This is a genomic window from Bradyrhizobium lupini (genome assembly GCF_040939785.1).
In the GTDB taxonomy this organism is placed as follows: domain Bacteria; phylum Pseudomonadota; class Alphaproteobacteria; order Rhizobiales; family Xanthobacteraceae; genus Bradyrhizobium; species Bradyrhizobium canariense_D.
On sequence record NZ_CP162553.1, the window covers coordinates 7,203,224 to 7,228,310 of the forward strand.

At 64.6% G+C, this 25,087-nt stretch carries 21 protein-coding genes, 1 tRNA gene and 2 pseudogenes; 13 read left to right on the forward strand and 11 right to left on the reverse strand.

The annotated features are described in order from the left end of the window. Positions 1–127: 127 nt before the first annotated feature. The 3 genes from AB3L03_RS34610 (at position 128) to AB3L03_RS34620 (ending at position 3,469) form a co-directional block, all read left to right on the forward strand. Positions 128–2,143, forward strand: coding sequence for an acetyl-CoA carboxylase biotin carboxylase subunit (locus AB3L03_RS34610; protein ID WP_368507932.1), 2,016 nt, complete (start codon positions 128–130; stop codon positions 2,141–2,143). Positions 2,144–2,306: 163 nt separating this feature from the next. After that, positions 2,307–3,173 (forward strand): oxaloacetate decarboxylase, encoded by an 867-nt coding sequence (locus tag AB3L03_RS34615; protein ID WP_368507933.1) that lies wholly within the window; start codon positions 2,307–2,309, stop codon positions 3,171–3,173. Then, positions 3,170–3,469 (forward strand): acylphosphatase, encoded by a 300-nt coding sequence (locus AB3L03_RS34620; protein ID WP_007603158.1) that lies wholly within the window; start codon positions 3,170–3,172, stop codon positions 3,467–3,469. The genes AB3L03_RS34615 and AB3L03_RS34620 overlap by 4 nt, the downstream gene beginning before the upstream one ends. 8 nt (positions 3,470–3,477) lie before the next feature. Here the strand turns inward: AB3L03_RS34620 and AB3L03_RS34625 are convergent, their stop codons facing one another. Both AB3L03_RS34625 and AB3L03_RS34630 read right to left on the reverse strand, forming a co-directional pair. Then, positions 3,478–4,998: an ATP-binding protein gene (locus AB3L03_RS34625; protein WP_368507934.1), complete on the reverse strand. Its 1,521-nt coding sequence runs from the start codon at positions 4,996–4,998 to the stop codon at positions 3,478–3,480. Positions 4,999–5,145: 147 nt separating this feature from the next. Then, complete coding sequence (locus AB3L03_RS34630; protein ID WP_368507935.1) at positions 5,146–6,000, reverse strand: LysR family transcriptional regulator; 855 nt, start codon at positions 5,998–6,000, stop codon at positions 5,146–5,148. A gap of 111 nt (positions 6,001–6,111) precedes the next feature. Here AB3L03_RS34630 and AB3L03_RS34635 point away from each other — a divergent pair, with 111 nt between their 5' ends. Beyond that, complete coding sequence (locus tag AB3L03_RS34635) at positions 6,112–6,534, forward strand: 4-oxalocrotonate tautomerase family protein (protein ID WP_018455230.1); 423 nt, start codon at positions 6,112–6,114, stop codon at positions 6,532–6,534. A gap of 57 nt (positions 6,535–6,591) precedes the next feature. Here AB3L03_RS34635 and AB3L03_RS34640 read toward each other — a convergent pair whose 3' ends face one another. Both AB3L03_RS34640 and lipB read right to left on the reverse strand, forming a co-directional pair. Further along, entirely contained in the window at positions 6,592–7,305 is a 714-nt protein-coding gene (locus AB3L03_RS34640) for a DNA helicase (protein ID WP_368507936.1), read from the reverse strand. Between the two features lie 184 nt (positions 7,306–7,489). Beyond that, positions 7,490–8,226, reverse strand: a pseudogene (lipB, locus tag AB3L03_RS34645) (lipoyl(octanoyl) transferase LipB). Positions 8,227–8,305: 79 nt separating this feature from the next. On the opposite strand from lipB, the gene AB3L03_RS34650 reads away from it, so the two are divergent. Both AB3L03_RS34650 and AB3L03_RS34655 read left to right on the forward strand, forming a co-directional pair. Next, positions 8,306–8,548, forward strand: coding sequence for a FliM/FliN family flagellar motor switch protein (locus AB3L03_RS34650; RefSeq protein WP_085351347.1), 243 nt, complete (start codon positions 8,306–8,308; stop codon positions 8,546–8,548). Positions 8,549–8,766: 218 nt separating this feature from the next. Beyond that, positions 8,767–8,851 (forward strand) — tRNA-Leu (locus tag AB3L03_RS34655). Positions 8,852–9,036: 185 nt separating this feature from the next. Here the strand turns inward: AB3L03_RS34655 and fdhD are convergent. After that, complete coding sequence (gene fdhD / locus AB3L03_RS34660) at positions 9,037–9,789, reverse strand: formate dehydrogenase accessory sulfurtransferase FdhD (protein ID WP_247399119.1); 753 nt, start codon at positions 9,787–9,789, stop codon at positions 9,037–9,039. Between the two features lie 237 nt (positions 9,790–10,026). Here fdhD and AB3L03_RS34665 point away from each other — a divergent pair, with 237 nt between their 5' ends. Then, positions 10,027–12,348 carry an FdhF/YdeP family oxidoreductase gene (locus AB3L03_RS34665; RefSeq protein ID WP_018455225.1) on the forward strand — a complete coding sequence of 774 codons (2,322 nt, stop codon included), beginning with the start codon at positions 10,027–10,029 and terminating at the stop codon, positions 12,346–12,348. 34 nt (positions 12,349–12,382) lie between these two features. Then, a complete protein-coding gene (locus tag AB3L03_RS34670; RefSeq protein ID WP_018455224.1) occupies positions 12,383–12,991 on the forward strand; it encodes a cysteine hydrolase family protein in 609 nt (202 codons plus the stop codon). A 12-nt stretch (positions 12,992–13,003) separates the two neighbouring features. Here AB3L03_RS34670 and AB3L03_RS34675 read toward each other — a convergent pair whose 3' ends face one another. The 5 genes and pseudogenes from AB3L03_RS34675 to AB3L03_RS34695 form a co-directional block, all read right to left on the reverse strand. Then, positions 13,004–14,164: a DUF305 domain-containing protein gene (locus tag AB3L03_RS34675; RefSeq protein ID WP_247399116.1), complete on the reverse strand. Its 1,161-nt coding sequence runs from the start codon at positions 14,162–14,164 to the stop codon at positions 13,004–13,006. Then, the gene (locus AB3L03_RS34680) at positions 14,161–14,340 is read right to left on the reverse strand and encodes a CsbD family protein (RefSeq protein WP_085351350.1); all 180 of its coding nucleotides are present in this window, start codon (positions 14,338–14,340) and stop codon (positions 14,161–14,163) included. Before AB3L03_RS34680 ends, AB3L03_RS34675 begins: the two co-directional genes overlap by 4 nt. 142 nt (positions 14,341–14,482) lie before the next feature. Next, positions 14,483–16,086, reverse strand: a pseudogene (locus AB3L03_RS34685) (alpha-amylase family glycosyl hydrolase). Between the two features lie 27 nt (positions 16,087–16,113). Next, positions 16,114–16,656: a hypothetical protein gene (locus tag AB3L03_RS34690; protein ID WP_018455219.1), complete on the reverse strand. Its 543-nt coding sequence runs from the start codon at positions 16,654–16,656 to the stop codon at positions 16,114–16,116. 12 nt (positions 16,657–16,668) lie between these two features. After that, positions 16,669–17,844: a zinc-dependent alcohol dehydrogenase gene (locus AB3L03_RS34695; protein WP_085351352.1), complete on the reverse strand. Its 1,176-nt coding sequence runs from the start codon at positions 17,842–17,844 to the stop codon at positions 16,669–16,671. A 171-nt stretch (positions 17,845–18,015) separates the two neighbouring features. Between AB3L03_RS34695 and AB3L03_RS34700 the strand changes: the two genes are divergently transcribed. Further along, complete coding sequence (locus AB3L03_RS34700; protein WP_085351353.1) at positions 18,016–18,798, forward strand: SDR family oxidoreductase; 783 nt, start codon at positions 18,016–18,018, stop codon at positions 18,796–18,798. Between the two features lie 331 nt (positions 18,799–19,129). On the opposite strand, the gene AB3L03_RS34705 is transcribed toward AB3L03_RS34700, so the two are convergent. Beyond that, positions 19,130–19,540 (reverse strand): response regulator, encoded by a 411-nt coding sequence (locus AB3L03_RS34705; protein WP_083926391.1) that lies wholly within the window; start codon positions 19,538–19,540, stop codon positions 19,130–19,132. A gap of 89 nt (positions 19,541–19,629) precedes the next feature. On the opposite strand from AB3L03_RS34705, the gene AB3L03_RS34710 reads away from it, so the two are divergent. From AB3L03_RS34710 to AB3L03_RS34725, 4 genes are all read left to right on the forward strand, one after another. Further along, positions 19,630–20,637 (forward strand): chemotaxis protein CheB, encoded by a 1,008-nt coding sequence (locus tag AB3L03_RS34710; protein WP_368507937.1) that lies wholly within the window; start codon positions 19,630–19,632, stop codon positions 20,635–20,637. An 8-nt stretch (positions 20,638–20,645) separates the two neighbouring features. Then, the gene (locus AB3L03_RS34715) at positions 20,646–20,912 is read left to right on the forward strand and encodes a hypothetical protein (RefSeq protein ID WP_018455213.1); all 267 of its coding nucleotides are present in this window, start codon (positions 20,646–20,648) and stop codon (positions 20,910–20,912) included. 170 nt (positions 20,913–21,082) lie between these two features. Continuing rightward, on the forward strand, positions 21,083–24,250 hold the full coding sequence (locus AB3L03_RS34720) for a CheR family methyltransferase (protein WP_247392984.1): 3,168 nt from the start codon (positions 21,083–21,085) through the stop codon (positions 24,248–24,250). Next, a complete protein-coding gene (locus tag AB3L03_RS34725) occupies positions 24,250–24,996 on the forward strand; it encodes a Crp/Fnr family transcriptional regulator (protein ID WP_368507938.1) in 747 nt (248 codons plus the stop codon). Before AB3L03_RS34720 ends, AB3L03_RS34725 begins: the two co-directional genes overlap by 1 nt. Positions 24,997–25,087 lie beyond the last annotated feature (91 nt).

A 25,087-nucleotide genomic window follows, 5' to 3' on the forward strand; every position in this document is an offset into this window, starting at 1 on the left:
CCAGAGGGGCCGGATTTTGACCGTTGCCTCCAGCCTATTTTGATGTACCACGGGAGCCACACGGCCCCTCCCATAGGCTCCAACGGCCAGGGAAGGGTCCCGCCCAAGGTCGAGACTCAAGAAAAGCATGTTCAAACGCATTCTGATCGCCAATCGCGGCGAAATCGCCTGCCGGGTCATCAAGACCGCTCGCCGCATGGGAGTTCAGACGGTCGCGGTCTATTCCGAGGCCGACCGCGACGCTCTCCATGTCGAGATGGCCGACGAGGCCGTGCTGATCGGCCCGCCGGCTGCGGCCGAGAGTTATCTGGTGATCGAGAAGATCGTGGAGGCCTGCCGCAAGACCGGCGCCGAGGCCGTGCATCCCGGTTACGGCTTCCTGTCCGAGCGCGAGGCGTTTCCGCGCGCGCTGGAGGCGGCGGGCATCGTCTTCATCGGCCCCAACCCGGGCGCGATCGCGGCGATGGGCGACAAGATCGAATCCAAAAGGGCTGCCGCGAAGGCAAAAGTCTCGACCGTGCCCGGCTATCTCGGCGTCATCGAGGACGCCACGCACGCGGTCAAGATCGCCGACGAGATCGGCTATCCCGTGATGATCAAGGCCTCCGCTGGCGGCGGCGGCAAGGGCATGCGCATCGCGCATTCGACCTCCGAGGTCGCCGAGGGGTTCAACCTCGCCAAGGCGGAGGCCAAGGCCTCGTTCGGCGACGACCGGGTCTTCATCGAGAAGTTCATCGTCGATCCCCGCCATATCGAGATCCAGCTGCTCGGCGACAAGCACGGCAACGTAATCTATCTCGGCGAGCGCGAATGCTCGATCCAGCGCCGCAACCAGAAGGTCATCGAGGAAGCGCCGTCGCCGCTGCTCGACGAAGCCACCCGCCGCAAGATGGGCGAGCAGGCGGTCGCACTCGCCAAGGCGGTGAATTACGACTCCGCCGGCACCGTCGAATTCGTCGCGGGGCAGGACAAGAGCTTCTACTTCCTGGAGATGAACACGCGCCTCCAGGTCGAGCATCCTGTCACCGAGCTGGTCACCGGCGTCGACCTCGTCGAGCAGATGCTCCGCGTCGCCGCCGGCGAGAAGCTCGCCATTGCGCAGAAGGACGTCACGCTGACCGGCTGGGCAGTGGAGTCGCGCCTCTACGCGGAGGACCCGTTCCGCAACTTCCTGCCCTCGATCGGGCGCCTGGTGAAATACCGTCCGCCGGCGGAAGCGAGCCAGGACGGCATCACCGTGCGCAACGACACCGGCGTGCAGGAGGGCGGCGAGATCTCGATCCATTACGATCCGATGATCGCCAAGCTCGTCACCCACGCGCCGTCGCGCGCCGCCGCGATCGAGGCGCAGGCCACTGCGCTGGACTCGTTCTATGTGGACGGTATCCGCCACAACATCCCGTTCCTGTCGGCGCTGATGCATCATCCGCGCTGGCGCGAAGGCCGGCTCTCCACCGGCTTCATCGCCGAGGAATTCCCCAAGGGCTTTGCCGTGCGCGTGCCTGAAGGCGAGGTCGCACGGCGGCTCGCTGCGGTCGGCGCCGCCATCGATCACGTGCTCGGCGAGCGCAAGCGGCAGATCTCGGGGCAGATGGGCGGCCGCATCGTGCAGCGCGAGCGTCGCCGTGCGGTCTGGCTCGACCGCCAGGAGATCCTGCTGGAGATCGCGCGCGAGGGCGAGGCGGTCGCGGTACGTTTCGTCGATGCTGACGGCAAGACCGGCAATGCGCATCTGTTGCAGTCGCCGTGGAAGCCGGGCGATCCTGTCTGGCAGGGCACCATCGACGGGCATGTCGTCGCGGTGCAGGTGCGCCCGATCGCGAACGGTATCCGCCTCGCGCATCAGGGCGTCGAGGTGCCGGTCTATGTCTGGACCGAAGCGGAAGCTGCCTCGGCGCGGCTGATGCCGGTGACCACGGCTGCCGACACCGGCAAGAAGCTGCTTTGTCCGATGCCCGGTCTCGTGGTCTCGATCGCGGTGACCGAAGGGCAGGAGGTCAAGGCCGGCGAGACGCTCGCGGTGGTCGAAGCCATGAAGATGCAGAACGTTCTGCGCGCCGAGCAGGACGGCACGGTGAAGAAGATCCACGCCAGCGCCGGCGCGACGCTCGCGGTGGATGCGCTGATTTTGGAGTTTGCGTAACGTCATTGCGAGGAGCCACCGGGTCCGCGCGAAGCGCGGCCCGATGACAGGCTCCGCGACGAAGCAATCCAGTTTGTCTCTGCGGATGCATTTCTGGATTGCTTCGCTTCGCTCGCAATGACGGAGTATGCTGCGGCCTCCGTGACCTAACCGAGACATCACCATGGCCTTTCGTTCCCGCCGCGAAAAACTGCGATCGATCCTGTCGGGCGGGACGTGCGTCCATCCCGGCTCGGTCTACGACGCTATCTCGATCCGCATCGCCGAGGATCTCGGTTTCCCGCTCGGCATGTTCGGCGGCTCGGTGGCTTCGCTCGCGGTGCTCGGCGACCCCGACATCACGCTGATCACGCTCACGGAACTTGCCGAGCAGATGCGGCGGATGTCGCGTGCTGCAGCGCTTCCGGTGTTGGTCGATGCCGATCACGGCTATGGCAACGCGCTCAACGTGCGTCGCACGGTGCAGGAGCTGGAAACGGCGGGCGCCGCCGGCCTCACCATCGAGGACACGCTGCTGCCGGCTGGCTTCGGCGAAGCGGAGACGCAGCTGATCTCGCTCGAGGAGGGCGTCGGCAAGATGAAGGCGGCACTCGACGGCCGCGGCGACCCCTCGCTCGTCATCATGGGCCGCACCGGTGCGGCCTCGATCACCTCGATCGAGGATGCGATCCGCCGCGCCAGAGCTTATGAGGCTACCGGCGTCGACGCGCTGTTCTTCACCGGCATCAAGTCGCGCGCCGAGCTCGAGGCCATCGTGTCTGCGACGCGCCTGCCGATCGTGCTCGGCGGCGCGCCGGAGGAGTTGAACGTGCTCGAATACCTCGCTGGCGAGCGCGTGCGCATCGCGCTTCAGGGCCACGCGCCGATCGCGGCCGCAACGCAGGCCGTCTACGAGACGCAGAAGGCGCTGCGCGACGGCACTGCGCCGAAGAATCTCAAAGGTCTCCCATCGTCGGACTTGACCAGCCGCGTCACGCGGGAGGCCGACGTCAAGGCGCGCAGCGCCGATGTCCTCGGACTGAAACAATGAGCCGGGCGATCCTCCAGGTCATGATCCGCGGCCGCGTGCAGGGCGTTGGCTACCGGGCCTGGCTCGAGTATCAGGCGACGACGTGCGGTCTCGAAGGCTGGGTCCGCAACCGCCGTGACGGCAGCGTCGAAGCGCTGTTCGCGGGGCCGCCGAAGCACGTCGCGGACATGGTTGCGCTGTGCCGCCACGGCCCGCCGTCCTCGCGCGTCGACAGCGTCACCAGCGAGACGGCCGACGTCGATGAACTGAACTTGCGCCGAGCAGGCGAGGCGTTTTCGGTGTTGCCGACGGTGTAGCTAAAGAATCACCGCGGCAGCTTGGCGATCGCTTCGCTCAATTCGTGGATCTCGTAGGGCTTGCGCAGGATCGGGAAATCGCCGCGCAAGCCTGCGGCGACTTCGCTGTAGCCGGTGGCGAGCAGAATCGGCAGGCCGGGGCGGATCTGGCGGAGGTGATGGGCGAGGCTGAGCCCGTCCATCTTGCCGGGCATGACGATATCCGAGAACACGAAGTCGACGCCGTTCTTCTCGATCTCGCTCAAGGCGGCTTCGGCGTCCGCGACCCGGCGCACCTGATAGCCGAGCTGCTCCAGAAGGCCGATGCTGACGGCGGCGACGTCCGGATTGTCCTCGACCAGCAGCACCGTGCCGCTGCCTTGGAACGCCGGTTCTCCCGCCGCCTCACGCGATGGCTCGTCTTCTCCGCGCGGCAGCAGGATGGTGAAGGTCGTGCCCTTGCCGAGCGCGCTCGCGACCCGGACCGTGCCGCCGGCCTGATGGGCGAAGCCGTGCACCTGGGAGAGACCGAGGCCAGTGCCTTTTCCGATCGCCTTGGTCGTGAAGAACGGCTCGAAGATCTTGTCGAGAACGTCGGAGGGAATGCCGAGGCCGGTATCGGTGACGTCGATCGCGATGAATTCGCCCACGAGGGGGTCCTCGTCGAGCACGAGATTGCGCGCTGCGATCGTCACCGTGCCTCCGTCGGGCATCGCGTCGCGGGCATTGATGACAAGGTTGAGCAGCGCGGTCTCGAGCTCGGAAACGTCGGTCCTGATCGGCCAGACGTCGTCGCTGACGTCGAAAGCCAGGCGCACGGAGCTGCCGACGCCGGCATCGAGTACCTCGCGGATCGCCGCGATGCGGTCGGCGAAGTCGATCGCCTGCGGATTGACGCTCTGCCGCCGCGCGAAGGTGAGGAGCTGGTTGGTTAGCGCGGCGCCGCGCCTGGTAGCGGTCTCGATGGCCGAGATCGCGCGCTGAAGCTTGGCTTCGTCGTCGGCCCCTCGTTTCAGCATGTGGAGGCTGCCGCTGATGATCATCAGGAGGTTGTTGAAATCGTGGGCGACCCCGCCGGTGAGCTGGCCGAGCGCGTCGAATTTCTGGGATTCGGCGAGCTGCTTCTGCATCGCCTCGAGCTTGAGCTGGGTATTGCGCCGCTCGGTGATGTCGCGCGTGATCTTGGCGAAGCCGACCAGCTCGCCGGCCTCGTAGATCGGATCGATCACGACGCTGGCCCAGAAGAAGGTGCCGTCCTTGCGGACGCGCCAGCCTTCCTCCTCGTAGCGGCCCTTTTCCCGCGCGATGCCGAGCGCACGTGCGGGCTTGCCGTTGGCGCGGTCGGTCTCGGTGTAGAACCGGGAAAAGTGCTGGCCGAGGATCTCCCCGGGTGAATAGCCCTTGATGCGCTCGCCGCCAATGTTCCAGCTGGTGATTCTCCCGGTGGGATCCAGCATGTAGAGTGCGTAGTCCGCAACTCCTTCAACTAACAGGCGGAAACTGCGTTCGCTTTCGAACAAATCCCTCTGCTGACTAGACTTCTCGACCATTCCCGGACCCTGCCTCAACGGGGGCAAACGCAGTAGGTGGCGGATTGTTCCCGGAGGTTGGAACATTTTTAGGCAACATTGCGCGTCCGTATGCAGGACGCAAGCCAGCAGACGCTCGCCCGCATTCAAGCCGGAAAGCCGTGCGCGTCAGACCGCCGCCACGCTCCGGAACGTCGCCGCCACCGCACGCAGCGCCCCAAGCTTTGCGGGATCGCTGACCTTCGAATGGAGCATCACCTTTGAGCTGCCGAGTTTCGGCAGCTTGTGGGCGGGGCCGACGTCGACCAGGCCTGCCGGCGCGATCCGTCGCGCCAGCGGCGCGATTGCAAGTCCGGCGAGCGCGGCTGCAACCACGGCGGTGACGCCGCCGCCGACGAAGCGCTCACGCCATTTCAGGCCGGCCTTGTCGAGCGCGCGCACGGCGATGGCGCGGACGCCGCAGGGCGGGGCGAGCGTCGCGAGCGGCAAAGGCTGCCCCTTTGGCACGGTGAAGCGTCGTGACGCGAACCAGCCGAATTCGTCCTCGGCCAGCGTCTCTCCGCCGCGCCGGCTGCCTTCCTGGCGCACGATCACCGCATCCAGTCGGCCCGCATCATAGGCCTCCTGCATCTCGCGCGAGAAGCCGATGATGACGGCAAGCGTGAGGTTCGACGACATCGCATGCAGGCGTTCGAGCAGGGGTACCAGCTCCGGCCCCGCAGCATGGTCGGAGATGCCGAGCGAGAGCGACTGCGCGACCGAGGCCTCGCCCGATAGCGCGCGGTCATGCGCCGCGATCAGCGCGCGGGCGCGCTCCAGGAACGTCGCGCCGTCTGCCGTGAGCCGGACCGCGCGCGGCGAGCGCTCGACGAGACGTTTTCCCAGCAGCGTCTCCAGCCGTTGCAGCTTGAGGCTGACAGCCGCCTGGGTCGTGCCGAGCGCTTCGGCGGTCCGCGTGAAACTCTGGAGGTCGGCGACCAGCAGGAAGGCCTGGACGGTGGCGATGTCGAGCGTTGCTATCATTACGATTTCTTATCACTGGTATCAACAGAGATAAGATACCAAGATGTCGAGGGCGGGTCTAGCTTCTCACCAACGCCGCGCACATCTGCGCGACATCCGAGGAGAACGACCATGCCGCTGATCACCGTGTCCTACACCACCCCGCGCCAGTCGCCGCCGCTGAAGGCCGACATCGCGAGCGCCGTATCCGAGCTCACCGCAAAAATCCTGCACAAGGACCCTGAGGTCACGGCCATTATCGTGAAGTCGGTGGAGGCGAGCGACTGGTTCGCTGGCGGCAAGTCGCTCGCAGAGCAAAAGCTCGCGAGCTACTGGATCGACATTCACGTCAGCGAAGGCACCAACACCAAGGACGAGAAGGCCGCCTATCTCGCCGCGATGTTCCAGCGCATGGCCGGGATCCTGGGCCCGCTGCATCACGAGACCTATCTGCATGTCGACGAGGTCAAGGGCGACGCCTATGGCTTTGGCGGCCTGACCCAGGAGCGGCGCTACATCGCCGGCAAGCTCGAGGTTTCGCCGGAGAAGGCGTGAGGAGGGAGGCCGCGGGTGAATAACCGCACCCGCGGCCTGAACCGTTGCCAGGGATCGTCAGCTCGCTATGCGAAACTGAACTTCGTCCTTGTTCAGGAAACAGGTCTTGTCGAACAGCTTCAGGTCGAGCGGGTTCGGCAGCCTGACATCGTCCAGGTCAGGGCAGGGTTTGAGCGAGGAATCATAGGAACGGTCGATCTGCGAGATGAAGACGACGATCAATCCCTTGTCGTGCGCGAATGATTTCAACGCGCGCACCTGAACGGTGAGGTCGGGATTTTCCCGCCGCTGGTCCAGCAGCTGCAGATAGTCGATCACCACGACCGTGCCGCGCGGTGCTGCGGCCATCTGCTTGACGACGTAGTCGGCACTGATGGCGTCGGAGCAATCGATCTCGAAGAGTTTTTCGAACCCCGCCAGATCCACGCCGATCGCCCGAAAGCGATCCAGAACGTCTTTCTCGGTGTATTCGAGCGAGAAGAACGCGGCGCGGTGGCCCGACCGCATCGCCTCTACGGCAAGCCCGAGGCTCATCAGGGTCTTGCCCTGGCCGGGACGCGCGCCCACCAGCACCAGGTCACCCGGTTGGAATTGCGGGAAAAGCCGGTTGGCCGGCGTCGCTGTGGCCGCTTTCGCCGCGAGCAGGCTACATGCGGAAAAGCCTTGCGTCGCAGCGACGCGGTCGAGCGCATCGTGCAGCGGGATGCCTACCTCGCGGGACAAGCGCTTCGCTTTTCGTTTCAGATGATAAATGGGTGCAGACAGTCTCATCGCAAAAACCTCCCATTGCGAGCTGAAGCGCAACCCCCTCCTTATGCCTTGGCGCTCGAACAGTCGGTCCGATGATCAATTCGCCCGGCATGACATCTGCTTTCCCGGCGGAGGGGGAGGCGTGGGCGACACCGGAATCGAGGGTAGCTGATTCCGGGTTTGCCGAGAATGAGGGAGACCGAAGTTAGGCCGCTGCTTCCGGCATCAGCGCCTGGGTCGGCCCGAACAGCTCCTCGAAGGCTTGCCGAAGCGCCACGTCGACATCGCTCATCGTCAGGAGCTGGCCGAGATCGACCAGCGAGGTGACGCCGTAGCGGGGATCGGCGACGCCGCAGGGCACGATGCCGGCGAAATGTGACAGCTCCGGCTCGACATTGATGGCAATGCCGTGAAACGAGACCCAGCGCTTCAGCCGGACGCCGATCGCGGCGATCTTGTCCTCGTGCTCGGGTCCCTTGTCGGGCCGCTTGACCCAGACGCCGACCCGGTCCTCGCGCCGCTCGCCACGGATGTTGAAGGCGGCGAGCGTCTGCACAATCAGCTCCTCCAGGCTCGCGACATAGGCCCGGACATCCGGCCGGCGGCGCTTCAGGTCAAGCATGACATAGGCCACGCGCTGGCCGGGCCCGTGATAGGTGAGCTGGCCGCCGCGCCCGGTGGCAAAGGTCGGGAATCGGGCATCGAGCAGGTCGGTGGTCTTGCCCGAGGTGCCGGACGTGTAGAGCGGGGGTGCTCCAGCAGCCAGACCAGCTCCGGGGCTGCACCGGCCGCGATCGCCGCGACGCGCGCCTCCATTTCGGCGACCGCCTCCGGATAGGGCACCGGCGCGTCCGAAATCCGCCATTCCACCGGCTCGCCGGTGGAAGCGGAAAACGGCGTCAAATCGAGCTCTTGGCGGGGGTGTTGGGGCGAATTAACCATTGGCTAACCATAACCGGGTGATGATCCCAGGAGCAAATACCAGTCCCTAGTCCTAGTCCCAAGTTGCGGTGGTGCTGAAGTGCCTACTCTCGACAAAGTCACCGTGGACCTCATGGTCGTCCTCGGGACGACGACCATGCCGATCCATCAGGTATTGCGTCTTTCCCGCGGCGCCATCATCGAGCTGGACGCAACCGAGGCCGACGAGGTCAAGGTTCTGGCCAATAATTTGCCGGTCGCCTCCGGGGTCGTGCTGGTCGACCGCAACCGCATCGCGGTCGAGGTCAAGCAGATGCTGCCACGTGTCCCGGGCACACGGTAGCGGCCCGGCAGGCGTCGCGGCCCGGGCACGCGTCGCGGCCTGGGCACGCAGTAGCGGCCGGGCAGGCGGAAAAGGCCGATCCCGGCGCAAGGAGCCGGAACTTTCCTGCCAAGCTTGTGGAATTCAGGGCCTTTGGAGGCTTGTACCCCTCTGACGGATTTGTTAGATCGGCGCCGTTGATCCGGTTGGCCTTCAAGCCTCAAGCCGGCATCCCCAAAGCGCTCGTGGCGGAATTGGTAGACGCGCTGCCTTGAGGTGGCAGTGAGTAAAATCGTGGGGGTTCGAGTCCCTCCGAGCGCACCAAGCAAACAGACACGCGAAAGATTGTTTCGCGATATCGGTGCCCGCCCTGTTCGCGCTGCGGACCCTGGAACGGGGCCTCCCCAAGTCTTCGATGTTCGATCTCGCGGCCGAGGGTTCGCTCCCTCGGCGCGATCGGGCATGAAGTTGCCTGGCGAAGTTCGCTATGCCCTCACGCCCGGGTTCCCTTAGTTTGCCTGCGGTCGAGACTCCGGCTCGATCTGCGTGGCGGCGGGCTTAAACACCCTCGCCGGATGGCTGAAGATCTCGAATTCGTCGCCCCGCGCTATGCCGACAAGCGTGATCCCGCTGGCTTCGGCCGTTCGGACTGCGAGCGCGGTCGGTGCAGACATGGCAACGACGACGCCGGCGCCGATCGCGGCGGTTTTTTGCACCATCTCGACCGAAATCCGGCTGGTGAGAATGACGGCGCCAGCGCGGCCGGATGCTCCTTCCGTCGCGAGAGCGCCAGCAAGCTTGTCGAGGGCGTTGTGGCGCCCCACGTCCTCGCGCACCGTCATGGTCTTGCCGACTGGCTCGAAAAAACCCGCGGCGTGAGCGGCGCGTGTCTTGTGGTTGAGGATCTGTGACTCGCTGAGGGTTGCGACGGCCGTGCTGATCTGCTCCGCCGTGAGGTTCGCTGGCTGCTCGACGCACTGAACGATCCGCCCGGCTTCCCGCAAGCTGTCGATGCCGCACAGGCCGCAACCCGTCGGCCCGACCAGATGTCGCCGGCGCTCCTTCAGGCGGCGCCCGGCGTTCGTTCGCAGCCATAGCCGCAGTTCGATGCCGTCGCGACCGGAAACGACCGTGAGCTCCTCGATCTCGCCGATGTCCCCGATGATCCCTTCGGTCAGGCTGAATCCCACAGCAAGATCGGTCAGATCGGCGGGAGTTGCCATCACAACGGCGACGGTCGTTCCGTCGTAGACGAGTGCCACGGGACATTCCTCCGCCAGCATCCGCTCATCCCGCGTTCCGCTCGACGTCAGCCGGGGCATTCTCACGGATGCCGTGGGCATGGATGCGCGATCGTGTGCGCCGGATCGAGAGCCGTGCATGGGTGTACGTCCTACGTCGATTCATCGACGCACGAACCGGAGCAAGGTTCCGAACGCTTGGAACTTGCCATCCCATCTCGGGTTTTGCGTGCAGGGCTTGCGATTGAAGGAAACGCCATGCGGCAAAAGGCAAAGGTCGAGAACTATGATGCGCCGGCAGGCGGCTGGGGCTCGCTCAAAGCCGTTGCCAGTATCCTGACACAGGAAGAGGTCGCCATTCTCGGCAGCGAGATCCTGCTCAAGCAGAACAAGCCGGACGGATTCATGTGCGTGAGCTGCTCCTGGGCCAAGCCGGCCAAGCCGCGTCCGTTCGAGTTCTGCGAAAACGGCGCCAAGGCGACCGCCTGGGAGATTACGCGCAAGACCGTGACACCGGAGTTCTTTGCGCAACATACGCTGGCTGAACTACGAACTTGGTCCGATCATCAGTTGGAGGAGCAGGGGCGCCTGACGACGCCGATGCGTTACGACAGGGCAAGCGACAAATATCTGCCGGTCGACTGGGAGGAGGCCTTTGCAGCTATCGGCGCCGAGCTGAACCGGCTCGATCCCCGTTCGGTCGTGATGTACACGTCTGGACGTGCCTCGCTCGAAACCAGCTACATGTACCAATTATTCGGCCGCATGTACGGCACCAACAATTTCCCCGACAGCTCGAACATGTGCCACGAAACCACGTCGGTGGCGCTGCCGGAGGTGATCGGAGTTCCGGTCGGGACCGTTCTGCTGGAGGATTTCGAGACTACCGGTTGCATCTTCTTCTTCGGCCACAACACGACCACCAATGCGCCGCGCATGCTGCATCCGCTCCAGGAGGCGGCGCAGCGCGGCGTGCCGATCATATCTTTCAATCCGCTGCGCGAGCGCGGCCTGGAGCGTTTCGTCAATCCGCAAAATCCGGTCCAGATGATCGCCGGCGGCACGCGCATCAGCTCGCAATATTATCAGGTGCGGGTCGGCGGTGATGCTGCGGCGATCGTCGGGATTTGCAAATGGGTGATCGAGGCGGACGACCTCGCGCGCAAGAATGAAGCTGCGCGCGTGGTGGATGTCGAATTCATCCAGCAGCACACGGCCGGCTTCGAGGAGTTCGCCGCATTCTGCCGTACACAGGATTGGGACGAGATCGAACGGGCCTCGGGGCTTTCGCGCGGTGCGCTGCGCGAAGCCGCGAACACCTATATGGAAGCCAAGGCTGTGATCGCCAATTACGGCATGGGCATCACCCAGCACAAGCACGGCGTCGAGACGAACAAGATGATCGTCAACCTGCTGCTGCTTCGCGGCAATATCGGCAAGCCGGGCGCGGGCATTTTGCCGATCCGGGGCCACTCCAACGTGCAGGGCCAGCGCACCGTCGGCATCTCCGAGAAGACCAAGCTGGTGCCGCTCGACAAGCTTGCGGAGCTTTACGGTTTCGAGCCGCCGCGGTGGGAGGGACTGTCCACCGTCGACGCCTGCCAGGGTATTCTGAAAGGCGACGTTCGCGGCTTCGTCGGCCTCGGCGGCAATTTCCTGCGCGCCGTTCCGGAGCGGTCCCTGATGGAGCCCGCCTGGTCCGGCCTGCGCCTGTCGGTGCAGATCGCGACCAAGCTCAACCGGACCCACCTCGTGCCGGGCGAGGTCACTTATCTGCTGCCGTGCCTCGGCCGGATCGAGATCGACCGGCAGGCCAGCGGCGCACAAGCGGTGTCGATGGAGGATTCCACCACCTGCATTCACGGATCGCGCGGCCAGCGCAAGCCGGTGGCCGACCATCTCCTGTCGGAGCCGGCGATCGTCGCCGCCCTGGCAAAGGCAACGTTGAAGCCCAACCCCAAGATCGATTGGGACGCCTGGGTCGCCGACTATTCGCGGGTTCGGGACGCCATCGAGCGCACCTATCCCGACCAGTTCAAGGACTTCAATGCGCGCATGTTCGAACCCGGCGGTTTTGCGCGGCCGCTCGCGGCGCGCGAGCGGAAGTGGAAGACCCCGAACGGCAAGGCCAACTTCACCGTTCCGAAGTCGGCCTTCGCGCCGCCGCGCGAGACCGACCGCGTCTATGAGCTGATGACACTGCGCGCGGACGGGCAGTTCAATACGACGATCTACGCCGAAGGCGATCGCTTTCGCGGCATCGAGGGCGGCCGCTACGTCGTGTTCATGAATCCCGCCGACATGGAGGGAGACGGGTTGAAAGCAGGAGATACCGTCACGCTGGTGACGGAGGCGGGCGACGGTGTCGAACGCAGCCTGAGCGAACTCCAAATCGTCCCCTATGGCATCCCGCGCAGGAGCATTGCGGCTTATTATCCGGAGTGCAACGTGCTCATTCCGCTCTGGCATTACGCGGAGGGCAGCAAGGTCCCTGCGGCAAAATCCATTCCGGTGCGTCTGTTCAAGGACATCCTTCCAGAGATCGTCGAGGCCGGAGAGGCTCCGATCTCGGCGTCGTGAACGCCGTCGATCACGCCCACAGGAGTGAAGGACGATGAGAGACAGCGCGTCGGACGTGACCGACATCAGCGACGCCGTTCACTTGTGCATCGACATGCAGAACATCTTCGCTCCGGGTGGCCTTTGGGAGACGCCATGGATGGCGCGAGTGTTGCCGACGATCGCCTCGATCGTTTCGCGCCATCAGGCCAGAACGATCTTCACGCGATTCATCACGCCGGAAGATCCGGAAGATCGTCCCGGACAGTGGCAGCGCTATTTTCGTCGCTGGCGCGAAGCGACCCGCAAACATCTGCCGCCATCCGGCCTCGAACTCGTGCCGGCTCTGAGCCGCTTCGTTCCGCCGGCTGCCGTCATCGACAAGCCGGCCTATTCCGCGTTCAGCAATCCTGGCCTCGCGAGCCTGCTGATCGACAAGAACGTCGGCACGGTCGTCATCACCGGGGCGGAGACGGACGTCTGCGTGCTCTCGACGGTCCTGAGCGCCGTCGATCTCGGCTTCAGGGTCGTCATCGTCGAGGATGCGCTGTGCAGCTCGTCCGACGTCGGCCATGATGCGCTGATGACGATGTATCGCACCCGCTTTCACGGCCAGGTCGATCTGATGACCGCCGAGGAATTGGCGGAGTTCTGGCGCGAGTAGGGCACGACCCGCTCAATTGACATTGTCGCCGAGCATGTTGCGGAAGGCGGCGGCGGCGGCGGCAATGCCGCTGGCGCCGTGCATCAGCGCGATCTCGCCCTGTTGCTCATGGCGGATGGCGTGGGCCATCACACGCAGGCGCAGATCGCCGCGGCTATGCCACATCTGGTCGGCCATCCTGACCGCGCCTGCGTGATGCTTGCTCATCGTCTCGACGAACACCGTGTCGAATTGGTCCGCCGGCGCGGCCTTGACCTGTCGCATCTCGGCCTGTGTCAGGAAGCCCGGCATGGCGGCACGTTCGTCCGAGCTGCAATCGGGCATCTCGGTGTCGAACCAGCTCAGCCACCACGTCTCGAAAATCCGGTTCTCGCCGGTCTGGCTTGCGACCATCAGCATCGCCAGCTTTCGCAGATGCGGGTCCTGCGCGCGCTCGGTGGCGATCCGGGCCAGCGCGATGCCCTGGGCGTGATGCGCAGTCATGTGACGGATGTAAGTCTGGTCCGCGTCCCTGTCGCGGCCCGCCCACTGCGGCTCGTAACCATGGCTGCCGAACAAGGCAGCCGCGCCGAGCAGTGCGATCAAAGCCAGCGCGCCGGTGATCCAGGCATTGGTGAAGCGAACATCGCGCGCGGGTGCTGCTCCCCCGGTCCAGCGCAGCCGGGCAAACAGGGGGTACATCACGGCCGAGGAGCCGTGGACGAGCAGGCCGATCCAGTAGGGCTGCTGCAGCGTGAACAGCGGTTGCCAAAACGGAAACAGGGGCACCAGCACGAACCATTCCATGCTTGACGAGAACACGGCCCAGGGCAGCGCGAGCAGCAGGATCGTCAGCGGCCGCAGGTCGGCGGTCCAGCGCCCGAGCACACCGAAGAACACCAGCGCCCAGGAGAAGTCCGCCCATTGGTGGAAGGCGATCCCGGCAAGGATCGCGCTCCACGACGGCTCTGCGCTGATCGCCCAATCGCGCGCGGGAATGGCGGCGACCGTCATCCAGTCGACCGCGGCATCGCGTCCGATGCGCGCGGCGAAGAGCTGGCTGACGATGGTCGAGAAGGTGCTGCTGATCAGGCCGAGTTCGGCAGCGGCGACCCAGCGCGAGCGTCGCCGTGAGGCGCCTTCATCACCGGTGCGAATTGACTTGGAAATGGCTGACGGCGCGGCAGCGTTCACGTCAGCTGATTGAGTTTCTTCAACGGATTGAGCTCGCTTGGCTTGCTCTGTTCGTCCCGGCCGCGCTCCGCTTGCTCCTTGCCTTCCTCATGGAGATTCTGATCGCCGACGATCTCGCCGACGGCCTGTTTCGCCTTGCCGGCGATCCGCTGACCGAGGCCCTTGGTCTTGCTCATGATCCGCCTCCTGGCTCACGCCGCCACCCCGGCGCTTGAAGGGGGTGAGCGCCGGGGCTGCGGTTTCGTCTATTCAGCCTCCGGCAGGGGGGACGTCGGAGGCGTTGATGAGACTCTCGACGCGCGGATGGTTCCTCGGCCGTCACCGTGGCTCGAGTTCGATGATCACGCCTTCATTGCCGCGGAGCAGGATGGAGGCGTCCGGCAGCGGCTCGGACGGCAGGTCGAGATGCGTCGACATCAGCAGGCGGCCGCGACCTTGCCAATGCAATTTCCGCGGCTCGGCGGCAATGTTGAGCGCGACCAGAATTTCCTTGCCGCCATCCGTCCGCCTGTAGGCAAGAACGTCGTTCTGCGCGCGTAGGGGCTCGTAGCCGCCGTGGCGCAGGCACGCGCGCTCGCGCCGCAGTCGCATCAGCGCGCGAAACAGCGCCAGGATCGAACGTGGGTCGCGCTGCTGCGCGGCCACGTTGGCCGCGCCGTCGCGCGGCTCGAGCGGCAGCCATGGATCGCCGGTTGTAAAGCCGCCGTTGCTGCTGTCATCCCAGCGCATCGGCGCGCGTTCGGGATCGCGGCAAAGGCCATACCCCGGCACGAGCTTCTCGAAGGGATCGTGGACGCGGTCGGGCGGAATGGGAACGCGCTTGCGGCCGATCTCGTCGCCCATGAAGAAGAAGGGCGTTCCCCGCAGCGTCATCAGCAGCATCGCCAGCACGCGCATTTGCGGCTCGCCGATTTGGCTCGCGATCCGTTGCTTGTCGTGACCACCGATCACCCAGACCGGCCATGCATGATCCGGGATGGCGTTGAAATACGCGTCGATCGTTGCTTGCAGGGACAGCGCGTCCCATTGCGAGTCCAGCAGTGCGAAATTGAGGGGCAGATGCAGGCGCGGTCCGTCGTTGCCGTAGAAGTGGCCGATGCGGTCGGTCTTGCCTTGGACTTCACCGCACAACATCCGCCCTGGATAGCCGTCGATCACCTCGCGAATGAATTCGATGCAATCCATCGTCTCCGGCCGGTCGTCGGTAAAGACGGGCGTTTGGCGCTGCGGCGGCGGCTTGCCTTTCGCTTGCGGGTTATGCGGATTGTCGCGCAGCAGCGCGTCCTTGATCAGGACCGCGCTGGCATCGACGCGAAAGCCGTCGACGCCGCGATCGAGCCAGAAGCGCATGACGTCGGCGATCGCGGCGCGCAGTTGCGGGTTGCGCCAGTTCAGATCGGGCTGCTCGACCAGGAAGGAGTGATAGTAATATTGCCGCCGCGCCTCGCACCATTCCCAGCCGCTGCCGCCGAAGCGGCTCAGCCAGTTGTTGGGCGGGCCGCCGTTCTCGGCTGCGTCGGCCCAGATGTACCAATCGGCCTTCGCGCTGTTCCGTGAGCTGCTGCTCTCGATGAACCATGCGTGATCGTTCGCGGTATGATTGGGCACGAGATCGAGGATCACGCGGATATCCGCCGCGTGCAGGGCCTTGAGCAGGCGGTCGAACGCCTCGAGGCTGCCGAACGCAGGATCGATCGAGCAGTAGTCGGAGATGTCGTAGCCGAGGTCGCGAAACGGGCTCTTGTAGACCGGCGTCAGCCACACCGCGTCGACGCCGAGCCATTTCAGATAGTCGATGCGGGATGTCAGGCCGGCGAGATCACCCTTGCCGTCGCCGTCCGAGTCCTGGAACGAGATCAGTGCGATTTCGTAGATGACGGCGGATTCCACCACGCACCTTCGTTACGGGACGCTTCGCTCATTGTCTTGCATCACCTCGTCGCGCGTTCTCAGGTCCGTTCCGTCGCGGCGTGCGCTGCGATCTGCTTGGCCGCGGTTCGGGCGCTCTCGATGCCCTTGGGAAAGCCGCTGCGGTTCGGATACAGCTTGCGCCGTGCGTCGCGCTGCGGCCGCTGCGGCTTGGTGTCCTGCGCGGCGCGGTAATCGAGCATCGCGATGCCGCCGACCATCAGCAGCGCCAGCGCGATATTGCCCTTTTTGGGATTGTCCGCGGTCAGCCCCGAGAGCAGCGCGGCGGCATCGAGGCCGTCGCCGCCGACGCGGGCCCACAGGCCGGCGTTCTTCTCGACCGAGAGCGTCATGACCCCGGCCAGGATCTCGCGCAGGCCGAAGGTGCGGACCAGCGTCTCATGGCCCTCCATGCCCAGCGTTTCCGTGACGCGCCGCGGCGCGAAGAATTCCACGACGCCGAGACCGATGCTGAACCAGCCGAGCGCACGGGCGAGCTGGTCTTCGGGCCGCTTCAGGCTCGGGCCGCCCTCGACGATTTTCGGGTCGCCCTTGGTGCGAACGATGTTGGAGAAATGAAACATGGGTCTTGCTCCTCAGGGCTTCAGCACGACCTTGACGCAGGAGTCGCGCTTGTCGCGAAACACCTGGTACATCTCGGGGCCTTGGCTAAGCGGGACGGTGTGGGTGATGACGAAGGACGGATCGATCTGACCTTCCTCGATGCGATGGAGCAGGTCGTCGGTCCAGCGGTTGACGTGGGTCTGGCCGGTGCGCATCGTCAGGCCCTTGTTCATGAAGGCGCCCATCGGCAGCATGTCGGAGAATCCGCTGTACACGCCTGCCACCGAAATGATGCCGCCGGGCCGGCAGACATAGATCATCTCGCGCAGCACATGGGGCCGGTCGCTCTCCACCATGACCATCTGCTTGGCGCGGTCGAGCAGCGTGTCGGGCAGGGAAGCCATCACATGCGACTCCATCCCGACGCAATCGATACATTTTTCGGGGCCTCTGCCGTCGGTGAGCTCCTCGAGCCGCTCCAGGACGCTTTCTTTTTCGAAGTTGATGGTGGTGGCGCCGCCGGCTTCGGCCATGCTGAGCCGTTCGGGCAGGCAATCGATCGCGATCACCTGGTTGGCGCCGAGCAGGATGGCGCTGCGGATCGCCATCTGCCCCACGGGACCGCAGCCCCAGATCGCGACCGTGTCGGTCGGCTCGATGTCGCATTGCACGGCGGCCTGCCAGCCGGTCGGGAAGATGTCGCTGAGAAACAGCAACTGCTCGTCGGGAATGCCCGCGGGCACCTTGATGTGCGTGGCGTCAGCGAACGGCACGCGCAAATATTCGGCCTGGCCGCCGGGATAGCCGCCGGTCAGGTGCGTATAGCCGAACAGGCCGGCGCCCGAATGACCAAACGCTTTTTCAGCGAGATGACTCTTGCGATTGGTGGTTTCGCAAACCGAGAAATTGCCACGCTTGCACTGGTCGCATTCGCCGCAAATGATTGTGAAGGGCACGACGATGCGGTCGCCCTTCTTCAGCTTGCCGTCGACGCCCGAACCGACCTCGACCACTTCGCCCATGGTCTCGTGGCCCATGATGTCCCCGGGCAGCATGCCCGGAATGTAATTGTGAAAGAGGTGCAGGTCCGAGCCGCAGATGGCGCAGCTCGTGACTTTGATGATGGCATCCCGCGCGTCCTGAATTTCCGGATCGGTAACGGTGTCGCAGCGTATGTCTTCCTTGCCGTGCCAAACCAGCGCCTTCATCTCTTTTCTCCCGAGCTACGAGGCAACCAAGTCGAACAACGAACGATGGTTGCTATTCCACAGTGCAAAATCTTTGCGCCGCACCAGCGTGCGTCCCCGATAGGAACGAGCGCGCATTGCGGTGATTGGAGCGTCATCAATCCCCCTCGAGGATTAGCGAAGGATACGCTCATGCCCGCCAATCAACTCGCCGTCGTCACCGGCGCCTCCACCGGCATCGGGCTGGAACTCGCCAGATGCTGTGCCCAAGCAGGTTTCAACCTTGTCATTGCGGCGGACGAGCCCGAGATCGAGAGGGTGGCCGTCGATCTGCGCAGGCTCGGCAGCAGCGTCGAACCGGTGCAGGCCGATCTCGCCACCACCGAAGGCGTCGACAAGCTCTGCGCCGCGGTCGGCGACCGGCCGATCGACGCGCTGCTGGCCAATGCCGGCGTTGGTCTTGGCAAGGCCTTTCTCGACCAGGATTTTGCCAGGATCAAGCACCTCGTCGACACCAACATCACCGGCACGCTGTATCTCATCCATCGCGCCGGCAACGCGATGCTTCGCCGCAATTCGGGGCGCATCCTGATCACGGGCTCGATCGCGGGATTCACGCCGGGCAGTTTTCAGGCGGTCTACAACGCCAGCAAGGCGTTTCTTGATTCATTCTCATTTGCGCTCCGCGAGGAGTTGCGCGACAGCGGCGTCACCGTCACCTGCCTGATGCCTGGCGCCACGGAAACGGAGTTCTTCCGCCGCGCCGACATGATGGATACCAAGGTCGGCACCGAGCCGAAGGACAGTGCCTACGACGTGGCGAAGGCCGGCTTCGACGCCATGTTGCGCGGGGAGTCCGACATCGTGACCGGAATGAAGAACAAGATCCAGACCACGATCGCCAACGTCACGCCGAACGAGATGCTGGCCAAGCAGCATCGCAAGATGGCGGAGCCGGGCACGGCGAAGTCGTAGAACGATACCGTCGCAATCTAAGCTAACCAGTGCGGCGCGGACCGATAAGGAGGACGCCGATTCACATAGCCTAATGCGCAAAGCTCCCCGCGCCGTCAGACTGGTTCGGCTGGAAAAAGGGGGCTGTGATGCCGATGGATCGCGTCGAACAGGCCTTTGTCGCAACGGCAATCACGGGTTTTCTCGTCATGATGGCGGCGATCGTCTGGATGATGATGGGTTGATGACCGGGAGGGCTGCTGATTTGCGGATCGCGTTGCCCTATGCTGCGGTGCTTCTGTGTCTGGCGGTGACCGCCTGGCTCGCTTTCGCGCATCTGTTCTGATCGCCGTCAGGCTCGGCCGTGCGGATCGGCGATCAGCGCCGCCAGCCTCTGTGCCATCGCAGGCATATCGATCGGTTTCTCCAGGATCGGCACGTCGTGGAATTCCGGACTGATCGTGACCTTGTCGTATCCGGTCGTGAAGAGGAAGGGGACGTTCCGTGCCTTCAGTTCGCGCGCGACCGGAAAGATCATCTCGCTGCGGATGTTCACGTCGAGCACGGCGGCATCCAGAACACTGCCGTCGTGCAGGATACGGAGTGCGTCGTTGAGATCGCCCACCGGGCCCGCGATGTCTGCGCCGAGCGCGCGACATGCTCTGCCAATGTCGTCGGCGAGAAAATATTCGTCCTCGACAATGAAGATGCGTCGCCCGCTGAGCGCCGACTCTGGACCTGACGATCGAGGCGACATCGCCATGGTGCCTTCCACCCCTTCGTTGCCGGTTCATAGGAACATAGGGCGGTGACCCGCCTTGGTACAAACGAATACAACCGATAGTGGGTTCCATGAGCAACCGCGACATCATCGTCATAGGTGGCTCGGCCGGCGCGACCGCGCCGCTGAAGCAGATCCTGGGCCGGCTGCCGCCGGATCTGCCCGCGGCGGTGTTCATCGTCCTGCACATCCCGGCGCAGGGCATCGGCATTCTCTCGACGGTGGCCAGCAGCGCCGGTCCGCTCCCGGTCCGGCAGGCCGAAAACGGCATGAAGATCGAGCCAGGCCGGGTTTATCTGGCCGCACCGGACCACCATCTGCTGCTGTCCGAGGATCGCGTATTCCTCGGGCGCGGCCCGCGCGAGAACATGGTCCGGCCGGCCATCGATGCCTTGTTTCGCTCGGCCGCCATCAATTACGGCCCACGTGTGATCGGTGTGCTGCTCAGCGGCCTGTTGTCGGACGGTTCGGCCGGTCTCAACGCCATCAAGCGTTGCGGCGGGATTTCGGTGGTTCAGGACCCCTCGGATGCCATCGCCGATGAATTGCCAAGGAGCGCCCTCGAGGCGACCATCATCGATCTTTGCGTTCCCGGCGCCGGAATGGGCGACGTGCTGTCTGATCTCGCCAGGGAGGCTGCCGGCGCCGCACTGCCGATCCCGCCGGAGATCCGGCTCGAGGTCGAGATCGCGGCCGGCGAACGGATCGGCAGTGACCGTCTCGTCTCGATGGCCGATCCGGTTGCGCTGACCTGTCCGGCCTGCGGGGGCGTCCTGTCCGAGATGAAGGAATCGCACCCGATGCGCTTCCGTTGCCAGGTCGGTCACGCCTTCGCCGCCGACGTCCTCGCAAAAGAGCAGGAGGGGCAAGTGGATGAAGCCCTGCGGGTCGCACTGCGCATCATCGAGGAGCGGGCCGAGCTGGTGCAGCGCATGGCCGCCGACGGACGGCGCAACGGCCGGCCGGCGGTGGCCGAGATGTACCAGGCGCGCGCTGCCGAATATCGCGAATATGCCGACATGATCCGGCGCGTTGTGCTAAAGTCGCTCGATCCTCCCATTCGCAAGCGGGAGGCTTGAGGGTCGCGATGGCCATTTCCCTCGCCGAATGGACCGAGCAACTCGATACCGAGCGCCGCCATCTGATCAAGGCCGATCGGGATATCGAGGAGGGTTCGCGGCGCATCCTCGATCAGGAGGCGCGCATCCGCGAGCTCAGTGCCGGCGGCCACGACGCGGGCCAGGCGGAACGGTTGGTCGAGGCGCTGAAGCAGACCCTCACGGAATGGCTGCGCCATCGCGTCCTGATCGAGCAGCGGATCGCCTATCTTCGGCAGCAAGTCGGTCCGGAGTGATCTGGGGGCGTTGGCAGGCCACCCAAGCTCAATGCCTAATGCCCAATGCTCGCTGTACGGAACGCAGCGTGACGTTTCCGCCTTGCACCTGTTGGGATAATATCAATTCTGCTATTTGCGGCGAGCGGGCGTCCTCTGGTTCCCGTCAATGAATGAGAGCTACCGAGACCATGCATGAAATCGGCGACCAGTCGGTCGAAAGAGAGCGCCAGACCAGGTCTCCGCTGATCATCGGGGTGGGCGCCGCGCCGACAGCTCTGGATAGCGTCGAGCGGTTCTTTTCCAGGCTGACCGTAAGCGCCGACCAGGCCGTCGTGCTCGCATTCCAGCATCATGAGGCCCTCGACGAGCCGCGGCTGCGCCAGATCGTGCGAAATTCCCACGGTGGCAAGATTTCCGACGTCGGCAACGGCCAGACCATCGAGGGTGGCACGATTTATCTGTGCCCGCCGGCGATGATCACGACGATCCAGGACGGTCGCTTCGGCGTCCGCCCGGCCGAGCAGGCGCCCGGCGAGCGGGCGACGATCGACAGCTTCCTGGTGTCGCTGGCGGAAGAACGCGCCGAGCAATCGATCGGCGTGATCCTGTCCGGCATCGGCGGCGATGGCACGTTGGGTACCGCGACACTGAAGGACCACGGCGGCCTTGCCATCGCCGAAAAAGGCGCGAGCGACGACGCGGATCATCTGAAGGACGCCGATACGCCGGCGGCGATCGCCGACTACGTGCTGACCGCCGAAGACATCGCCGAGCACATCCAGGTCTATGCCCGTCATCTGCGGCGGCTGGAGGAGAAGCAGGGGTTCGATGAGGTGCTGGCCGCTGCAGCGACCTCGCTGTCGCGCATCGCCGACATCCTGCGCAGCAAGACCGGCAATGATTTCCACGGCTACAAGCAGAACACCTTCCTGCGTCGCGTGCAGCGGCGGATGCAGGTGGTCCAGATCGGCGACATTTCCGCTTACGTCGATTTCCTGCGCAACGACCAGGACGAGGCGCAGCACCTCTTCAACGACCTCTTGATCGGCGTCACCGAATTCTTCCGCGACAAGCGTGAATTCGAGGTGCTGGAGAACCAGATCGTCCCGAAGCTCTTCGAAGGCAAGGACGCGAGCCAGCAGGTTCGCGTCTGGGTGCTCGGCTGCGCAACCGGCGAGGAGGCCTATTCGATCGCTATCCTCCTGCGCGAGTACATGGCCAAAATGGACTCGCCACCGCAGGTTCAGATCTTCGCGACCGACATCGACGGACGGGCGCTGGCGGCTGCGCGCGTCGGCCGCTATCGCACCAAGATCGAAGCGGAGATGACCGGCGAGCGCCTGGCGCGCTGGTTCGTGCGCGAAGGTGACACCTATTGCGTGGTCAAGGAGCTGCGCGAGATGTGCATCTTCTCGCAGCACAACGTGATCAAGGACGCACCGTTCTCCAAGCTCGATCTCGTCTCCTGCCGCAACCTGCTGATCTACCTCAATGCCGAATTGCAGAACCGGGTGATCCCGTTATTTCACTTCGCCCTTCTGCCGGATCGGTTCCTGTTCCTCGGCAATTCCGAGAACGTCACGCGGCATCCAAAACTGTTCGTACCGGTCGACCGCCGCGCCCGCATCTTCAAGAAGCTCGAGACCGGAACCCGGCTGCCGCCGGAATTTCCGATCACGACCGCCGCGGGGAGGGCAAACCTCGAGATAGCGCCGGCGCGCTCCTTCCGCCCTGATATCGGGCTGGAGCGTCGCGCGCAGCGGATCGCGGAGCGCTATGCGCCCGCCTATGTCATCGCCGACAGCAACTTTCAGGTCCTGCACTTTTCCGGGCGCACCGGACGCTACATCGAGCCGACGGCAGGCGCCGCCACGCTCGATCTGCTCCAACTCGTCCACCGCGATCTCCGCCTGGACCTGCGGGCGGTGCTCAGCCGCGCGGCGGAGACCAACGAGCCCGCCCATGCCGAACAGGTGCAGCTCGGCGCCAACGGCCAGCACATTCCCGTCGACATCACGGTGGAGCCGATCCAGGAGAGCGGCAGCGGCGATCGCAATTTTGTCGTCCTGTTCAAGGACGGCCCGGTGCGCGCCATCGATGCCGGCGCAGGCAAGCCCAATGCGTTGGTGCAGACCGAGCATGTCGAGCGTATCGAAGGCGAGCTGCGGGCGACGCGGGAGCGCCTTCAGGCGACCATCGAAGAGCTCGAAAGCACCAATGAGGAGCTGAAGTCCTCGAACGAGGAATACCAGTCCCTCAACGAGGAGCTCCAGTCCGCGAACGAAGAACTCGAAACCTCGCGCGAGGAATTGCAGTCGGTCAACGAGGAGCTGACCACCGTCAACGGCGAGCTTGCTCACCGCGTCCAGGAATTGACGCGCGCCACCAGTGACCTCCGGAATTTCCTGGAGAGCACGCAGATCGCGACCGTATTCCTCGACAACGAGTTGCGCGTGATGAACTTCACGCCGGCGATCACGCAAATTCTGCATCTCGTAGAAACCGACATTAGCCGGCCCATCGCGCACATCAAGGCGCGCGTCCCGATCGAGGACCTCTATGACGACGTTCGCAGCGTGCTGCGGACGCTTGCCAGCGCCGAGCGCGAGCTGAGGGCGCCGGACAGCGGCACGCGCTACATCGTGCGAATCCTGCCCTATCGCAGCATCGAAAACTTCATCGCCGGGGTCGTGATCACCTTCGTTGACATCACCGCCATGACCCGCGCCGAGGAGCGGCAGCGCCTGCTGCTGGCCGAGCTCCAGCATCGGGTCCGCAACACGCTCGGCGTGGTGCGCTCGATCGCCCGTCGCACGGCCGATACGAGCTCGACGGTCGAGGAGTTTGCCTCTCATCTCGACGGCCGGCTCAACGCTTTCGCCCGTACCCAGGCGCTGGTGACCCGCGATCCCGAGGGCGGCGTCGATCTCGAATACCTCGCCGTCGAGGAGATGCTGGCCTATAATGCCAGGGAGGGCGAGCAGGTACGTGTCAGCGGTCCCCCGGTGCGTTTTCAGTCGAAGGCAGCGGAAACCTTTGCCCTTGCCATTCACGAGCTCGCGACCAACGCACTCAAATACGGCGCCCTGAGCCGGCCGACCGGTCGCATCGAGATTTCCTGGCGCCTCGAGCAGGGCACCGACCCGGCGGAGCTGGTGTTCGAGTGGCGGGAGCGCGGTGGGCCGCCGGTTGCGCCGCCGCCGCACAAAGGATTTGGGACCGAGCTTCTGGAGCGCACACTCGCGTTCGAGTTCAAGGGGCAGACCAGGTTGGCATTCAGTCCCAAGGGATTGGAATGCACGATCACCATTCCCCTCAGCAAGCGGGCGTTTCATACACCGGCGGTGGCCAGCTGATGCCCTTGTCGACGCTAGATCGCAGCCAGGTGGACCCGGTCATTCGCCGGCTGAACGTGCTGAGGCCGCTGTCGACGGAGGCCCGCACCTCGCTCGAATATGCAATGCTCGAGGGAATCCAGCGCGCAGGAGCGGGCGAGGATCTGATCTCGGAGGGCGATCCGGTCGACAGCGTGCGCCTCGTGCTGTCGGGCTGGCTCTGCCGCTACAAGACGCTCGAGGACGGGCGGCGCCAGATCGTCAATTTTCTCTTTCCCGGCGAAAGTTGCGACGCGCACGCGTTCCTGTTGTCGGTGATGGATCATTCCATCGCGGCGATGACGCCGGTCGTCTACACCGAAATCAAGCGCGCGCGGTTCGAGAGTCTGGTGGCGAGCGACGGCGCGCTGGCGGAAGCGTTCTGGTGCGAGACGCTTGTCAACAACGCGATCCAGCGCGAATGGGCCATCAATCTCGGCCGCCGGGTGGCCTTCGAACGCGTGGCCCATCTGTTCTGCGAAATCATCGAGCGGCTGCGTCCTGTCGGCATGGTCGAGGGCAATTCCTGCGTGATGCCGGTGACGCAAATGGATCTTGCGGACGCCACCGGCCTGTCGGTGGTCCATCTCAACCGCACGGTTCAGGAGTTGCGTGCTTCCGGTCTGATCGTGCTGCGCGATCGCACGCTGACCATCACCGATCTCGATGCGCTCAAGGACGCGGCGCTGTTCTCGCCGAGCTATCTGCAACTCTATCGACGGAGCTAAGCGTTTGCTCGGTTGGGGAACGGTCGTACTTGATCCAGGTTAGCGTTCGCGAATGTCTTTTGAGCGGATGGCTGGTTTTGAGTAATTGACG

Bases quoted from the DNA above. Each gene is read 5' to 3' on its own strand.
- AB3L03_RS34610 (WP_368507932.1), top strand. From the start codon at position 128: ATGTTCAAACGCATTCTGATCGCCAATCGCGGCGAAATCGCCTGCCGG.
- AB3L03_RS34615 (WP_368507933.1), top strand. From the start codon at position 2,307: ATGGCCTTTCGTTCCCGCCGCGAAAAACTGCGATCGATCCTGTCGGGC.
- AB3L03_RS34620 (WP_007603158.1), top strand. From the start codon at position 3,170: ATGAGCCGGGCGATCCTCCAGGTCATGATCCGCGGCCGCGTGCAGGGC.
- AB3L03_RS34625 (WP_368507934.1), bottom strand. From the start codon at position 4,998: ATGGTCGAGAAGTCTAGTCAGCAGAGGGATTTGTTCGAAAGCGAACGC.
- AB3L03_RS34630 (WP_368507935.1), bottom strand. From the start codon at position 6,000: ATGATAGCAACGCTCGACATCGCCACCGTCCAGGCCTTCCTGCTGGTC.
- AB3L03_RS34635 (WP_018455230.1), top strand. From the start codon at position 6,112: ATGCCGCTGATCACCGTGTCCTACACCACCCCGCGCCAGTCGCCGCCG.
- AB3L03_RS34640 (WP_368507936.1), bottom strand. From the start codon at position 7,305: ATGAGACTGTCTGCACCCATTTATCATCTGAAACGAAAAGCGAAGCGC.
- AB3L03_RS34665 (WP_018455225.1), top strand. From the start codon at position 10,027: ATGCGGCAAAAGGCAAAGGTCGAGAACTATGATGCGCCGGCAGGCGGC.
- AB3L03_RS34670 (WP_018455224.1), top strand. From the start codon at position 12,383: ATGAGAGACAGCGCGTCGGACGTGACCGACATCAGCGACGCCGTTCAC.
- AB3L03_RS34680 (WP_085351350.1), bottom strand. From the start codon at position 14,340: ATGAGCAAGACCAAGGGCCTCGGTCAGCGGATCGCCGGCAAGGCGAAA.
- AB3L03_RS34690 (WP_018455219.1), bottom strand. From the start codon at position 16,656: ATGTTTCATTTCTCCAACATCGTTCGCACCAAGGGCGACCCGAAAATC.
- AB3L03_RS34695 (WP_085351352.1), bottom strand. From the start codon at position 17,844: ATGAAGGCGCTGGTTTGGCACGGCAAGGAAGACATACGCTGCGACACC.
- AB3L03_RS34700 (WP_085351353.1), top strand. From the start codon at position 18,016: ATGCCCGCCAATCAACTCGCCGTCGTCACCGGCGCCTCCACCGGCATC.
- AB3L03_RS34705 (WP_083926391.1), bottom strand. From the start codon at position 19,540: ATGGCGATGTCGCCTCGATCGTCAGGTCCAGAGTCGGCGCTCAGCGGG.
- AB3L03_RS34710 (WP_368507937.1), top strand. From the start codon at position 19,630: ATGAGCAACCGCGACATCATCGTCATAGGTGGCTCGGCCGGCGCGACC.
- AB3L03_RS34715 (WP_018455213.1), top strand. From the start codon at position 20,646: ATGGCCATTTCCCTCGCCGAATGGACCGAGCAACTCGATACCGAGCGC.
- AB3L03_RS34720 (WP_247392984.1), top strand. From the start codon at position 21,083: ATGCATGAAATCGGCGACCAGTCGGTCGAAAGAGAGCGCCAGACCAGG.
- AB3L03_RS34725 (WP_368507938.1), top strand. From the start codon at position 24,250: ATGCCCTTGTCGACGCTAGATCGCAGCCAGGTGGACCCGGTCATTCGC.